The following is a 14,438-nucleotide window of genomic DNA, read 5'->3' as shown; positions in this document are numbered from 1 at the left end:
CCGAAACACAGGATGACGTCCATAATCAGTCGACCTTCGTGCCAAGGAGCGGCACGGCTCTCGGCGACCGGGCACGGATCAGCCGATCCGGCCGGATGAGCACGCAACCGTCGAGTAACGATCATCTACGAAGGTGGCTGAGCCTCGGAGTCACTCCCTCGGGGTGAACTCGCCGGCACGCCGCCGGCCGGCAGAAAATCCGCTGGACAGCCCACCTACTCTGGGTAGATGGAGTTCACCCAGTCCGACAAGCTCGCCGACGTCTGCTACGACGTCCGCGGGCCTGTCCTCGACGAAGCGACCCGGCTAGAAACTGCGGGTTCGCGCATCCTCAAGCTGAACATCGGCAATCCCGCGCCGTTCGGCTTCTCCGCACCGCCGGAGGTACTCGAGGCCGTCGTGGCAAACCTTGCGGATGCACAGGGTTACAGCGACTCCAAGGGACTGCTCGCCGCCCGGGAAGCGGTCGTGCGCTATCACCTCCGTAAGGGGGTCACCGGCCTCGACCCCGGCGGGGTCTACCTCGGCAACGGCGTCTCCGAACTGATCATGATGTCGTTGCAGGCGTTGCTCAACAACGGCGACGAGGTGCTGCTCCCCGCGCCCGACTATCCACTGTGGACGGCCGTGGTCAGCCTGTGCGGCGGCCGGCCCGTGCACTACCTCTGCGACGAGTCCGCCGGCTGGGCGCCCGACCCCGACGACATCGCCGCCAAGGTCACCCCGCGGACACGAGCGATCGTCGTCATCAACCCAAATAACCCGACTGGTGCCGTCTACGACCGGCAGGTGCTGGAGAACATCGTCGAGGTCGCCCGCCGCCACCACCTGATGCTGCTGTCCGATGAGATCTACGACCGGATCCTCTACGACGACGCCGAGCACATCGCGACCGCGGCGCTCGCGCCGGACCTGGTCTGCATGACCTTCAACGGGCTGTCGAAGTCCTATCGGCTAGCCGGGTTCCGGGCCGGGTGGATGGTGATGTCCGGTCCGCGCGGCCACGCCTCGAGCTACATCGAGGGAGTGAACATCCTCGCGAACATGCGCCTGTGCGCCAACGCGCCCGGGCAGTTCGCCACGGTCGCCGCCCTCACGGAGGACGGCGGCGCCGGGGACCTCGTCCTGCCCGGCGGCCGGCTGCGCGAACAACGAGACACGGTCGTGAAGCTCCTCAACGACATCCCCGGGGTGTCGTGCGTCCCGCCGCGGGGGGCGCTGTATGCCTTCCCCCGACTGGACCCCGCCGTCTACCCGATCCGGGACGACGAACGGTTCGTCCTCGATCTGCTGTTGGCCGAGAAGATCCTGCTCGTCCAGGGCAGCGGCTTCAACTGGCCGCATCCCGACCATGTCCGGATCGTGACCCTGCCCGCGGTGGACGATCTCACGGACGCCATCGGCCGGATCGATCGCTTCCTGGCCTCCTACAAACACCCCTCCCAGCGACAGAACTGACGGAGCAATCGACACCATCGGGGAGGTTGTCCACAGGACACCAACGCCCTGTGGACAACCTGTGGAAAAACGGCGTGGCGACGTCCTGCTCGTGGGTCTGCTGGTCGCCGCCACGATCGGGGCGCAGATCGCGCTGCGAGCCCGGATCGATCGTCCGCTCTGGTACGACGAGCTGTGGCGCCCGCACTTCGCGGGGGAACCGTGGCCGACGTTCTGGTCGGAACTGACGGCGGCCAACACCCCGTCCTCAGTCGGCTCACTGGCGCTGACCCGACTGACCGGGACCATCCTCGGCTGGCACAGTTGGTCGCTCCGGCTCGTCGGAGCGGGAATCTGGCTACCGCTGCTCGCTGCGGGCGGCTTCCTGCTCGCGCGGCGGTTCACCGGCCGGGTGCCGGCCGTGGCCGCCGCGGTGACGGCCGCCCTCGCCGGCACCGTCGTCGACACCGGCACACAGCTCAAGCCCTACGTCCTCGATGCGGTGGTCACCCTCGCGGTGACCGCGCTGTGGATAGGACAGGCCACGCTCCCACGCCGGACCGCGGCCGGCGCGCTGGCGCTGCTGTCGCTGCCCGCGGTGTTTCTGCTGGTTCCCCTCGCTGGCTACGACCTGGTCCGCGCGGTGCCCCGACGCACCGTGGTACGCACCGCCGGACGGGTGGGCCCCGCCCTCCTCCTGGCCGGCGCCCACATGATGATCTTTGTGGCGCACCAGTCCAGTCAACGGGCGAGCCATTTCTGGGACGATCACTTCCTCGCCGATCGAGGGATCCTTGGCGGCCTGCGGTTCACGCTCGAACAGACCGGCGCGATTCTCGGTGGCGCTCCGCCCGGGATCGACCGTTATGACCCCAATCTGGTGCACTCCCTCCTCGAGGGGCATCGCCTCCCGACGCTGCTCGTCGGGACGGCCACGGCGGTTGCGCTGGCGCTCGGAGTCCGGGTACTGCGCCGACGCCCCGACGGGATGATCCTTATCGTCGCCTTGATCGGCGCCGAACTGCTCCAGCTCGCGGCCAGCGCCGGACGCTACTGGCCCTTCGGGGCCTGTCGGACCAATCTGTTTCTGGTTCCGTTGCTCACCATCATCGTCGCGGTCGGCGTTGCAGACCTGGCCCGCACGGCCCGCCTGGCCCGCACGGCCCAGGCAGCCAGGCCGGTCGGGCCGGCGCGGCTTCCCGCGGCCGTCGGCCTGATCGCGCTGGCGGTGATGCCGGTCTGCGCGGTCGGCGGGACCATCACGCTGTGGGACGAACGCCACGATCCCCGTCCGATCGAGGCCATGGTCGACGCGACGATCGCCGCCCGCGCCGAGTATCGGGCGGGCGATCTCGTCATCGTCGGCGGCCGACTGGCGCGAGCGGGCTGGCTCTACGCCATGGACCTCAGCGACGACGCATCGCCCGGGGGACCGCCGATCGGGCCCCGGGTACCCCGATCGGCGACAACCTTCCTGAGCGTGATCGGGAAGGACGGCGCGATCCGCAGCCGCCCGCAACCGCCGGACCGGATCCTGCTGTTCATCCTCGCCTACGACCTCCGGGGCACGGCCGCCGAACTCGCGTCCCTGCGGCAGGCCGGATGGTGTGAGCAAGAGATCCGGACCTTTCCGCTCACCGGCACCCTGCACGGCCTCACCCGCTGCGCCCCGACGCCGCGGGGGGACTCGCAGTCGCCATCGGCTGTCCGATGAGAGCGGCCAGCGCCCCCCATTCCCGGTCACCGTCCGCCAACGACGACGCGATGCGCTGCTGCAGCACGCCGACCTGGATCCGGGTGCCGTCGAAGAGCTGCCCGCAGGACGCCGCAGCGGCGGCATAGTCCCTGCCGCCGGCATCGAACCGCGCCTGCGCGGCCGCGGTCGGCGGCACCGGCGCGGTCAGCGCCGCCTGCGTGTCGGTGCCGAGGGAGACGCAGACGGGCCGCAGGGAAGCGCCGTCTTGGGCGGCCAGATACGCTCGGGCCGCCGCGACGTCCGTGGCGACCCGGGTCCGCAGACCCTCGCTGCCGTGGTACCAGGAGGCCAGCTCGGCGGAGTCATTCGCAGTGGATGCAGAGCCGTTCGCGGTGGATGCAGAGCCGCCGGTGGTCGACGCGGGTAGCCCGGACGCCGAGTCCGCACCGCCTGTCAGGGTCGCCGCTCCCCCGCCAATCACCAGCACGATCGCGCCGAGAATGGCGAGCCGACTACCGAGGGGGTTCTGGAGCGGATCCGGTTCCCGCAACCACCCAGGTCGGCCGCTACGCCCCGCCATGCATCCCTCCGCCCTGGATCTACTCTGGGCGAAGGTTATGCCTCGGAGCGTCGCAGATCACCGGTGGGTGCGGCCGTCAGCGTGCGGCCGTCAGCGTGCGGCCGTCAGCGGATCGCCGCCACGAGCTCGGGAATGGCAACGGGTGGCAGCGAGTTACCTCAGGACTTTCCTGCGATCAGGTCGCAAGCGCATTCACACCTCCGCCCAGCACATCCGGGATGAAAACCATTGTCAATAATGTTCAACGGACGCGTGCCCATTCCCGTCGCCAGGCACGCCCAGCGCGGCGAGGAGATGAGAAAGTGAGAACGTGGCCCGTACACCCCAAGAAGCTCACGGGTCCGAGCCGACCCCACGGCTGGTGCACGCCCCGGGCGGGACGGACGGCACAGTCGGGATGAGAGGCACGGACGGTAAGGGCGACACCGGCAACAGACTGAACCGACCAGACAGACTGAACGGCAGCGAAGGGAGCGACGTGAGCACCGCGGGGAACGACACCAGGTCGGCCGGCACGGGCCGGCCGGCCCGCGACCCCCGCAACCAGCGGGATGAGACGGCAGAGCGCCGTCCGGCGCCGAGTCGGGGGACGGCCGTGCGTGCCACCCGGCAGGGCGACGCCGTCTCCGCCGCGCTTGCCGAGACCGACGCCTTCACCAGCGCCCAGGATCTGCACGCCCGGCTACGGGCGCAGGGCGCCGCGGTCGGGCTCACGACGGTGTACCGCCATCTGCAGGTGCTGGCCGACCGCGGCGAGGTCGACATGATCCGCCGGGACGACGGTGAGACCGTCTACCGGCGCTGTGCCTCTGACGACCATCACCATCACCTCGTCTGCCGCTCCTGCGGCCGGACGGTGGAGATCGCGGGACCGGAGATCGAGGCGTGGACCGCCAAGGTTGCCAACGCCGAGGGATTCGTCGACGTCGTGCACACTGTGGAGATCTACGGCACCTGTGCCACCTGCGCGGCCCGACCGGCCACCTGAGCGAGGTGCCCGGCGGAGCAGGGGACGCACCGCGGGGCACAGTGCGCGCAGCCGTCGGTCAGGGTGCCGTCGCCGAGAGGCCGGTGCAGGCGCGCAGGGCCTTCCAGTTCGCCAGGGCCCGGGCTCCCGCGGCACCGGTCACCGGCTGGGGGGGTGCCCCCCACGATCCGGGCGGGTAGCCAGGCAGCGGCCATGACCGCCCGGCCAGCGACGGTCAGTTCCAGCACCCCGGACTCGGTGTTCCGGCCGGCGCCGGAGGAATAGAACACAAAGTTCCCCAACCCGTAGCCGACGTACACTCCGTCGGAGGCCCATCCGGCGCCCAGCAGAACGTGGGCGTGGCTCCCGATGACGACGTCCGCGCCCGCGGCCGCCAGCCGGGGGGGGGCAGGGCGCGCTGTGCCTCGTTGGGGCACTGCTGCTGTTCAGTCCCCCAGTGCAGGAAGACGATGACCGTGTCAGCCTCGGCTCGCACGGCTCGCACCAGCCGATCGACCTCCTTTGCCGATGCCAGGCCGGGTTTGTTCGGACCCGCCGTCCAGGCCGCGATCAACTCGTCGTCGAGCACCTGGGTGGCCCCGAGGACGGCGATACGCTGCCCCTTGACCGTCGTCATGTACGGGGCGTACGCGGCGGTGTCGTCCACGCCGATGCCGACGAGCGGAAAGTGCGCATCCCGGGCGTAACGCAGCGAATCCTGCAGGCCTTCGATGCCGTAGTCCATGCCATGGTTGTTGGCCATCGTGACGACGTCGATGCCGGCCGCCCGTACCGCGGTGAACGCGGTGGGCGAAGCCCGGAACACATACGCCTTCTGGGCCGCGGCGCCACGGTCCGTCACCGCCGTCTCCAGGTTCGCGATCGCGAGATCGGCCGCGGTCAGGGCCGCCGACATGGGTCCGATCGCCGTCCGCGGATCGGCGGCGAGCCGCTGACCGGGAGCACCCTCGAAGTGGATGTCGCCGCCGAAGGCGATGGTGACCGGCTGCCCCGTCGGCCGCCGCGGGCCGTCACCGACGGGTGCGGCTCCCGCGGTGGCCGCGGTGGCCGCAGTGGCCCCGGCCGGGGGACCGGTGGTGGCGGAGGCACCGTCGGCGTGCGGCGTCGGCCTCGGACGGTCCTCGCCGTAGGGCACGGCACAGGCGACGAACATGAACCCGACGATGAACCGGCGACGGCCGTGCGCCCTCCTCTGCACCGAACGCACCGAGCACGCCGGCTGGCTGCACCCCGCTCCACGCCAGGCTCCCCCCTCCGTGACGACCACGCCACGACGAGCCACTCGCAAACCGGCCGCGTCCCGGCCGTTCCCATGATCCCGAGCTCGACCGCCGCGGTCCGTCCGACGTCAGAGTGCCGACAGCACCGGTGCCAGTTCGCGCCACTGCCGACGCGGCAGCCCACGGCGGTCGAAGTCAAGCACCTGCACGGCCACCTGATCGGCCCCGGCGTCGAGATGCTCCTTGATCCGCCCGAGCAGAACGTCCGCGTCCCCCCAGGGGACGATCGTGTCGACCAGGCGGTCCGAGCCCGAGCCGGCGAGATCGTCGTCGTCGAACCCGAAACGCCGCAGGTTCGCCGTGTAGTTCGGCAGCCGAAGATAGGACCCGGTGTGCCGGCAGGCGAGCTCACGGGCCTGTTCCGGATCGGTGTGCAGGACGAACGCCTGCTCGGGGACGAGCAGCTTGTCGGGCCCGAGGATGTCCCGGGCGGCAGCGGTGTGCTCGGGTGGCACAAAATAGGTGTGGGCGCCGTCGGCCCGGTCCCGGGCGAGGCCGAGCATCTTCGGACCGAGCGCGGCGAGCACCCGTGGCGGGACACCGGGCGGTGGCACGGCCCGGTACTGCTCGACCGCCATCCGGTCCATCTCGTCGAGGTACGCCGCCATCTGGGCGAGTGGGCGCGTGTAGGAGGCGCCCCGGATGTGCATCAGCTCGGCGTGGGACACCCCGAGTCCGAGCAGGAACCGGTCCGGGTACGCCTCGGCGAGGGCCAGCTGACCAGCGGTCATGGTGAGCGGGTTACGGGCGAGGATCTGCGCGATCCCGGTCGCGATCGTCATCCGGGAGGTGGCCTCGAGCGCCAGAGCGGCGGTGACCAACACCTCGCGCCCCTTGACCTCACCGGTCCACAACGTCGGATAACCGAGATCGTCGAGTTCTGCGATCGCCTCCCGGACGACCGCGGCCGGGGAGAAGTCGAACTGGCCACTCCAGATCCCCACCTTGCCGATCTCACGCCGGGCCGGCGGGCGGGTCATGTGCTGCGCACTCGTCACCGCGCAACCGTACCGAGCAGGAGCGATGGTCACTCGTCACGGCGGGACCGCCGGATCCGGTTGCCACTGTTGTCCGTCCAAGGTCTATCGTTGACGAGTGTGACGGAGCTCATGCAGCTGCTCACCCCGGCCGGCCACCGGATCACCACCGCGTCCACGACGATGGCAGCCGGGCCCGATGCGCCGGGGCCCGATCCCTCCAGAGCCCGCGCCGGCGGGGCGGGCGCCGCGGGAGCGGACCCGCCCCGGACAGCCGCCGATCTGGCCGCCCAGATCGCCGATCTGACCGACGACGACCTGTATGGGCTGTATCGGGACATGGTGTTCATCCGCCGGTTCGACGAAGAGGCGACCAGCCTGCAGCGCCAGGGCGAGCTGGGGCTGTGGGCAAGCCTGCGGGGCCAGGAGGCGGCCCAAGTCGGATCCAGCCGGGCGCTGAGGCCTGGCGACATGGCGTTCCCGTCGTACCGGGAACACGGGGTGGCCTGGTGCCGGGGAGTCAGGCCGAGGGAAATCCTGGCGATCTATCGCGGCACGACGCTCGGTGGCTGGGATCCGGACACTCACGGATGCGCCCTCTACTCGATCGTCGTGGGCTCGCAGGCGCTGCACGCCACCGGCTACGCGATGGGAATCGCCCGGGACGGCACCGACGACGCGGCCATTGCGTACTTCGGTGACGGGGCGTCGAGCGAGGGCGACGTCAGCGAGGCGTTCGGATGGGCGAGCGTGTTCGCCCCTCCGCTGGTGTTCTTCTGCCAGAACAACCAGTGGGCCATCTCAGCGCCCGCTCGGCGCCAGAGCCGAATCGAGATCGTCCACCGGGCCGCCGGCTTCGGCTTTCCGGGCGTGCGGGTGGACGGCAACGACGTGCTGGCGTGTCTCGCGGTGACCCGGTGGGCCCTGGCGACCGCGCGTGCCGGGCGTGGCCCGGTGCTGGTGGAGGCCGTGACCTACCGGATGAATCCGCACACCACGGCAGACGATCCCAGCCGCTACCGTCCGGAGAGTGAACTGGGCATGTGGCGTCGGCGTGATCCGTTGGACCGGATGCGCGCCCACCTGACAGCGCGGGGCCTGCTCACCGAGGAGAGTCTGCGGCAGCTGGCCATCGAGGCGGACGCCTTCGCGCACGAGCTGCGCGCGCAGTGCGTCGCGCTGCCGGATTCGATCCCGACCAGCCTGTTCGATCATGTGCAGGTGGCTGAGAATGAACTCGTGACGGCCCAGCGATCGGCGTTGGCGGCCATGTTCGACGTGGAGGGGCCCGGCGTGGAGGACGAGATGGGCGTACTCGAGGGGAACCGGTGACCAGCGGGGCTGTCGTTGCCGGGGAGCAACGCTCCGACGAGGTCGGTGAGCGGGTCGCCCGCGCCCCGGTCACCATGGCCAAGGCGTTGAACCTCGGGCTGCGTTCGGCGATGGCCGCCGATCCCAAGGTTCTGATCATAGGGGAGGACGTCGGCAAGCTCGGCGGGGTCTTCCGGGTGACCGACGGGCTGCAACAGGAATTCGGCGAGGCCAGGGTCATCGACACCCCGCTGGCCGAGTCGGCGATCGTCGGCACGGCGATCGGGCTTGCCATGCGCGGTTACCGGCCGGTCTGTGAGATCCAGTTCGATGGGTTCGTCTACCCCGCGTTCGACCAGATCGTCAGCCAACTCGCGAAGCTGCACTACCGGTCGGCCGGCCGGATCCGGCTGCCGGTAACGATCCGCATCCCCTTCGGCGGCGGGATCGGCGCCGTCGAGCATCACAGTGAGTCGCCGGAGGCGTACTTCTGCCACACTGCCGGCCTGAAGGTTGTCGCCTGCTCGAACCCGGTCGACGCCCATCACATGATCCAGCAGGCCATCCGGTCCGACGATCCGGTGATCTTCCTCGAACCGAAACGGCGGTACTGGGAGAAGGGCGTGGTCGACCCGCGCCCCCTCGCCGAACTGCCCGCGGACGAGCTCACCCAACTGCACGCCAGCCGGGTCGTGCGCACCGGCACGGACGCGACCCTCGTCGGCTATGGTCCCACCGTGCGGACCTGCCTCGACGCCGCCGAGATCAGCGCGGCGGACGACAGCCGGTCGCTGGAGGTCATCGACCTGCGGACGCTCTCGCCCCTGGACCTGGAACCCGTGCTCGACTCGGTACGCCGGACCGGCCGGCTGGTCGTGGTCCACGAGGCACCGTCCAACGTCTCGGTGTCGGCCGAGGTCGCCGCACGAGTGACGGAGCAGGCGTTTTACTCCCTGGAGGCGCCGGTCCTGCGGGTCACCGGTTTCGACACCCCGTATCCCCCGGCCCGCCTCGAAGACCACTACCTCCCCGACATCGATCGCATCCTCGACGCCGTGGACCGTTCCTTCGCGTACTGAGCATCCTGAGAAGCATTGAGGACCGACCAACCGGCTATCTGACTGGGGTTACCGTGACGCAGCGACAGTTCCGGCTCCCTGACCTCGGCGAAGGTCTGACCGAGGCGGACATCGTCCGGTGGCTTGCCCAGGTCGGGGACACCGTCACGGTGAACCAGCCCCTCGTCGAGGTCGAGACCGCGAAGGCGGTCGTCGAGGTCCCCAGCCCGTTCGCCGGGATCCTGGCCGAGATCCACGGCGCCGAGGGAACAACCCTCGCAGTCGGCGCACCCTTGCTGACCATCCAGACCGCCGACGCCGAACCCGACGGGACGGGTGAGAACGGGACGGGTGGGAACAGCCTGCCGACGTCCCGGGACGCTGGCAGCATCGAGCGCACCCCAGTCCTCGTGGGTTATGGGCCGAGGACGGCCGAGAGCCGCCGGCGCCGCCCTCGACGACCACCTATGCCAGCCGGTCCGGGGCACACAGCTGGTCCGGGGCTCGCCAAACCGCCGGTCCGCAAGCTCGCCCGTGACCTCGGCGTCGACCTCGCCTCCCTCGCCGGCACCGGCCCGGACGGCACGATCAGCCGGGCCGACGTCGAGGCCGCAGTGCGTGCCACCGCCCGTACCGCGCCCCTCGCGGCGCCGCCCACGCGCGATGCCCCGCCGATCGGCGTCGTCCCCGCCGGGGCCACCTTCTCCACCGAGACGCGTACCTGGCACGTGCCTGTCACCGGCATCCGGCGGTCGATGGCGCAGGCGATGGTCACCAGCGTCTCGGCCGCCCCGCACGTCACCGAGTTCCTCACCGTCGACGCGACGGCGACGATGGCCGTCCGGGACCGGATCGCGGCGCTGCCGGAGTTCACCGGAATCAAGATCACCCCATTGCTGTTCGTCGCCAGAGCCCTGCTCATCGCCGTTCGCCGACACCCGATGATCAACTCATCCTGGGTCGAGGACGCGGGCGGTGGCCGGCCGGGGAACGGTGGCCGGCCGGAGATACATGTGTACGACCGGGTGAACCTCGGCATGGCCGTGGCAGGCCCGCGTGGGCTCGTCGTGCCCACCATCCCGGACGCCGGCCGGCTCGACGTCGTCGGACTGGCTCACGCCCTGGCCGGCCTCACCACCGCGGCGAGGGCGGACCGGCTCAGCCCCGCGGATCTGCGCGGCGGCACGATCACCATCACCAACGTCGGCGTCCTCGGCGTCGACATCGGCACCCCGATCCTGAACCCGGGCGAAGCGGCGATCCTCGCCCTGGGCTCGATCCGACCGATGCCCTGGGTGCACGAGGGTCAGCTCACCGTGCGTACGGTGGTACAGCTGGCGCTCTCGTTCGACCATCGCATCGTCGACGGCGCGCTGGGCTCCGCGGTCCTCGCCGACGTGGGTGCCGTCCTCACTGATCCCACGGTGGCACTCGCCTGGTCCTGATCGGCTCATCGGATCCACCAGTTGACCACAAACGGGCACACTGCACGCAAGAGGGGCACACAACAGCCCAGATTCCGCTCCCTGGTACGGTTGCGCCTCTGACCGGCTTCCGGCACAAAGAGGTGGAACCATGACGCGAGTGGAGGCACTGCAGGCCGCGGACGAGTTCGTCGCCAAGGTTCTGACCTCCGCCAACTCCAGCGGCCGGTTCACCGGCACGCTCAACCTGGCTGAGCGGGTCGACCTCACCCTACGAGTGGCTCGGTTTCTACTCGAGGGTCAGTCCTCCTCGGACGCCGACGACATCCTCAAGCGGGACATGCGCAACGAGCTCGATCAGGCGTTCCCGCCGCTACGCACCTCCTGAACCGACCATCCCGGCTCGACCCCGCGGACAAGCGCCCGGTCCGGTTCCCTGGTCCGTCCCCACGGACCGCCCTGGGAACCGGACCGGGCGGTGGGCAGGCGGACCGGTGAAGGAGCACGGTTTAGTGAGGCGACACGGGGTGGTCCCCTTCGACGTGCATGTGGATGGCCGGCTGCCCGTCACCGGAGGTCGCCTCCGGGTGGCGTGAGGGGTTCAGCCGACGATCCTCCTCGGGGGCCAGTCCCAGCTCGCGCCGGTGCGGGGCCTCGAATGGGGCGGACGGGTCGACGATGATGCCGTCATCGAACGGCATGAGCGCGGGCACGCCGTTCTCGACCGACTCTTCGACGATCTTTCTGCGCCACTGGTCGCGGTACAGGGTGAGGCCGAGCCCAATGGCGCTGACGCACATCAGGATGATGCCCACGGCCGTGATGTCGAGCCCGGACGGTTCGGAGCGGACCGCGAAGGCGAGGATGGCGCCGAGGGCCAAGAGTAAAAGACTCAACGGGATTCCCATACCGGCCCATATACCCTGCCGCGACAAGAACGCAACCCCGCCCCGGCAACATCAGAACGCCTCCTCCGGCAGTTCCATGAGCCCGAGGCCGGTGGACTCCAGCGCTACCCGGCGCGCCGTCAAATCCGGTAGCACATTGGCCGCGAACCAGCGCGCGGCGGCCACCTTGCCCTGGTAAAAGGCGGCGTCCCGAGCGGACCGGGCCCCGGCGGATGCCGGAGAATCCTGGGTTCGCAGGGCTACCTCGGCGCCGCGCAGGAGCAGCCATCCGATGATCAGGTCGCCGAGGCTCATCAGCAGCCTCGTCGTATTCAGGCCGACCTTGTAGATCGCGGCGGCATCCTCGGCGGCGCCGGTGAGGAACCCGACCAGCGAATTCACCATGCTCTGGACGTCATCGAGAGCCACCCCCAGCGCCTCCCGCTCCGCCCGCAGCGCGCCGTTGCCGGCTTCCCCCTTCACGAACGTCTGGATCTCGCCCAGCACGGAGGTCAGCGCCTGCCCCTGGTCCCGGACGATCTTCCGGAAAAACAGGTCCTGGCCTTGGATCGACGTGGTGCCCTCGTAGAGAGTGTCGATCTTGGCATCGCGGATGTACTGCTCGATCGGATAGTCCTGCAGGTACCCGGAACCACCGAGGATCTGCAGTGAAGAGGCGAGCAGCTCGTAGGACCGTTCGGAGCCGACCCCCTTGACGATCGGGAGCAGCAGGTCGTTGATGCGTTCGGCGAGCTCGTCGGTCTCCCCCCGCTCGCCGGCCAGCGCAACCCGGTCCTGGAACGTCGCGGTGTAGAGCATCAGCGAACGCATGCCCTCCGCATACACCTTCTGCATCATCAGCATCTGGCGGACATCCGGGTGATGGATGATCGTGACACGCGGTGCCGTCTTGTCCGACGCGCGGGCCAGGTCCGCACCCTGGACGCGGATGCGGGCGAACTCGAGCGCGTTGAGATATCCGGTGGACAGCGTGGCGATGGCCTTGCTGCCCACCATCATCCGGGCGTACTCGATCACCTGGAACATCTGGGCGATGCCCTCGTGGACGTCACCGACCAGCCAGCCGACCGCCGGCGCCCGCTCACCGAACCGCAGCTCGCAGGTGGCGGAGACCTTCAGGCCCATCTTTTTCTCGATGTTCGTCACGTAGACGCCGTTGCGGGCGCCGGGCGCGCCGGTCCGCGGATCGGGCATGAACTTCGGCACCACGAACATCGACAGGCCCTTGGTCCCCGGGCCGTGCCCCTCCGGCCGGGCGAGCACGAGATGGATGATGTTCTCCGGGACATCCCAGTCCCCATTGGTGATGAACCGCTTCACGCCCTCGATGTGCCAGGTGCCGTCGGGCTGCTCGATCGCCCTGGTACGACCGGCTCCGACGTCGGAACCCGCGTCCGGCTCGGTGAGCACCATCGTCGCGCCCCAGTGCCGTTCAATGGCGAACTCGGCGAGCTGGCGCTGCCATTCGTTGCCGAGCCGGTGCAGGATCGCTGCGAACGTCGGGCCGGCCATGTACATGAAGATGGCCGGGTTCGCTCCGAGCAGCAGCTCCGAGGCCGCCCACGCGACGGTCGGGGACGCACCCAGTCCGCCCAGGTGCGGCGGAAGGTAGAGCCGCCACCACTCACCGTCCAGAACGGCCTGGTAGGACTTCTTGAACGACTCCGGCAGGGTCACCGATCCGGTCGCCGGATCCAGGGTCGGCGGATGACGGTCGGCGTCGGTGAAGGACTCGGCAACGGGTCCGGAGGCGAGGTGGTCGAGCTCGGCCAGCACCTCGCGCGCGGTCTCGGCGTCCATCTCCCCGAAGGGACCGGTGCCGAGCGTGCGATCGATCCCGAACACCTCGAACAGGTTGAACTCGATGTCTCGCAGATTGCTCCGGTAGTGGCCCATCAACGGCTCCTTCCCGGGACCGCCGGACATCGTGATCAGCCGATGCCGGCTAGCTACTCGTGAGTACGTTGTTCCCATGCTACTCACGAGTAACCCGTTGACAAGAGCGGCGGCTGGGAAGAAGCCGTCGCGATCCAACTTTTCTCCGACAAACGGGGAAGACCCGAGGCCGGGCACGTCTACTCTTGCCACTCATGCGCGACCCGGCCACCCAGGAGGTACGGCTCGCGGTCGTCATGACCGGTGGCGCGAGCCTCGCCGTCTGGATGGGCGGGGTCGCCACCGAGATCAACCTTGCGACCAGCCCGGGCCGTGACCGGGCCGACGAAGCGGACGCTGCCGTCGCCGCCCGTTACGCCCGGCTGGCAGCCATCCTCGACGTCGAGGTCAGTGTGGACGTACTCGCCGGCACCTCGGCCGGTGGCATCAACGCCGCCATGCTGGGCTACGCGAACACCCACCACGCCGATCTCACCCCGCTGCGGGACCTGTGGCTGTCCCTCGGCTCGCTTGACGCGCTCATGCGTACCCCCCACGAAAAGACGTATCCTTCGCTACTGCACGGGGACACCGCCGTGCTGCCCGCGCTGCACACCGCCCTGGCAGCGGTGGGGGAGACGGCCCGCCCCAACCGGGCCGGCGCGGACCGCCCGACATCGGTCTTCATCACCACGACGATCCTGCGCGGCGAGGTCGCCGAGCACGCCGACTCACTCGGCGGCACCATGTGCGACGTCGACCACCGGGGCCTGTTCGCCTTCGGCACGCAGGACCTGACCGACCCTGGCGCGGTCCCCCGTCTCGCCCTGGCCGCACGGGCCAGTTCCGCCTTTCCGGGCGCCTTCGAGCCGGCCTACGTGTCGGTGGGGCACGCCGTCGATGC

Annotated in this window: 14 protein-coding genes; 8 read left to right on the top strand and 6 right to left on the bottom strand. The window is 69.8% G+C overall.

The features are described from left to right. The first annotated feature begins 228 nt into the window (after positions 1-228). Both AC08OT_RS12445 and AC08OT_RS12440 read left to right on the top strand, forming a co-directional pair. Positions 229-1,458 carry a pyridoxal phosphate-dependent aminotransferase gene (locus tag AC08OT_RS12445; protein WP_476591909.1) on the top strand — a complete coding sequence of 410 codons (1,230 nt, stop codon included), beginning with the start codon at positions 229-231 and terminating at the stop codon, positions 1,456-1,458. A gap of 61 nt (positions 1,459-1,519) precedes the next feature. Beyond that, the gene (locus AC08OT_RS12440) at positions 1,520-3,151 is read left to right on the top strand and encodes a hypothetical protein (protein ID WP_476602835.1); all 1,632 of its coding nucleotides are present in this window, start codon (positions 1,520-1,522) and stop codon (positions 3,149-3,151) included. Here AC08OT_RS12440 and AC08OT_RS12435 read toward each other — a convergent pair. After that, complete coding sequence (locus AC08OT_RS12435; RefSeq protein ID WP_462186444.1) at positions 3,093-3,713, bottom strand: hypothetical protein; 621 nt, start codon at positions 3,711-3,713, stop codon at positions 3,093-3,095. The two genes, AC08OT_RS12440 and AC08OT_RS12435, sit on opposite strands and share 59 nt — an antisense overlap. Before the next feature lie 478 nt (positions 3,714-4,191). On the opposite strand from AC08OT_RS12435, the gene AC08OT_RS12430 reads away from it, so the two are divergent. After that, the gene (locus tag AC08OT_RS12430; RefSeq protein WP_476602834.1) at positions 4,192-4,701 is read left to right on the top strand and encodes a Fur family transcriptional regulator; all 510 of its coding nucleotides are present in this window, start codon (positions 4,192-4,194) and stop codon (positions 4,699-4,701) included. Here the strand turns inward: AC08OT_RS12430 and AC08OT_RS12425 are convergent. The 3 genes from AC08OT_RS12425 to AC08OT_RS12415 form a co-directional block, all read right to left on the bottom strand. After that, the gene (locus tag AC08OT_RS12425) at positions 4,659-5,027 is read right to left on the bottom strand and encodes a hypothetical protein (RefSeq protein WP_476602837.1); all 369 of its coding nucleotides are present in this window, start codon (positions 5,025-5,027) and stop codon (positions 4,659-4,661) included. The two genes, AC08OT_RS12430 and AC08OT_RS12425, sit on opposite strands and share 43 nt — an antisense overlap. Further along, positions 4,916-5,899 (bottom strand): CapA family protein, encoded by a 984-nt coding sequence (locus tag AC08OT_RS12420; protein ID WP_476602833.1) that lies wholly within the window; start codon positions 5,897-5,899, stop codon positions 4,916-4,918. The genes AC08OT_RS12425 and AC08OT_RS12420 overlap by 112 nt, the downstream gene beginning before the upstream one ends. A gap of 150 nt (positions 5,900-6,049) precedes the next feature. After that, a complete protein-coding gene (locus AC08OT_RS12415; protein ID WP_462186461.1) occupies positions 6,050-6,961 on the bottom strand; it encodes an LLM class F420-dependent oxidoreductase in 912 nt (303 codons plus the stop codon). A 129-nt stretch (positions 6,962-7,090) separates the two neighbouring features. On the opposite strand from AC08OT_RS12415, the gene AC08OT_RS12410 reads away from it, so the two are divergent. The 4 genes from AC08OT_RS12410 to AC08OT_RS12395 all read left to right on the top strand — a co-directional run bounded on the left by AC08OT_RS12410 (position 7,091) and on the right by AC08OT_RS12395 (position 11,139). Next, positions 7,091-8,290 carry a thiamine pyrophosphate-dependent dehydrogenase E1 component subunit alpha gene (locus tag AC08OT_RS12410; protein WP_476595223.1) on the top strand — a complete coding sequence of 400 codons (1,200 nt, stop codon included), beginning with the start codon at positions 7,091-7,093 and terminating at the stop codon, positions 8,288-8,290. Further along, a complete protein-coding gene (locus tag AC08OT_RS12405) occupies positions 8,287-9,348 on the top strand; it encodes an alpha-ketoacid dehydrogenase subunit beta (protein WP_476591906.1) in 1,062 nt (353 codons plus the stop codon). The genes AC08OT_RS12410 and AC08OT_RS12405 overlap by 4 nt, the downstream gene beginning before the upstream one ends. Positions 9,349-9,401: 53 nt before the next feature. Next, a complete protein-coding gene (locus AC08OT_RS12400; protein WP_476591905.1) occupies positions 9,402-10,772 on the top strand; it encodes a dihydrolipoamide acetyltransferase family protein in 1,371 nt (456 codons plus the stop codon). 130 nt (positions 10,773-10,902) lie between these two features. Further along, positions 10,903-11,139: a hypothetical protein gene (locus tag AC08OT_RS12395; RefSeq protein ID WP_011434531.1), complete on the top strand. Its 237-nt coding sequence runs from the start codon at positions 10,903-10,905 to the stop codon at positions 11,137-11,139. A gap of 121 nt (positions 11,140-11,260) precedes the next feature. On the opposite strand, the gene AC08OT_RS12390 is transcribed toward AC08OT_RS12395, so the two are convergent. Both AC08OT_RS12390 and AC08OT_RS12385 read right to left on the bottom strand, forming a co-directional pair. Beyond that, positions 11,261-11,647 (bottom strand): hypothetical protein, encoded by a 387-nt coding sequence (locus tag AC08OT_RS12390; RefSeq protein WP_476591904.1) that lies wholly within the window; start codon positions 11,645-11,647, stop codon positions 11,261-11,263. A gap of 63 nt (positions 11,648-11,710) precedes the next feature. Further along, positions 11,711-13,555 (bottom strand): acyl-CoA dehydrogenase, encoded by a 1,845-nt coding sequence (locus AC08OT_RS12385; RefSeq protein WP_476591903.1) that lies wholly within the window; start codon positions 13,553-13,555, stop codon positions 11,711-11,713. Positions 13,556-13,749: 194 nt separating this feature from the next. On the opposite strand from AC08OT_RS12385, the gene AC08OT_RS12380 reads away from it, so the two are divergent. Beyond that, positions 13,750-14,438: patatin-like phospholipase family protein (locus AC08OT_RS12380; protein ID WP_476602836.1), on the top strand; the 689-nt coding region annotated here is incomplete at its 3' end.

The organism is Frankia sp. CgJB1, from assembly GCF_977947065.1.
This window is presented reverse-complemented; position numbering and strand designations above follow the sequence as displayed.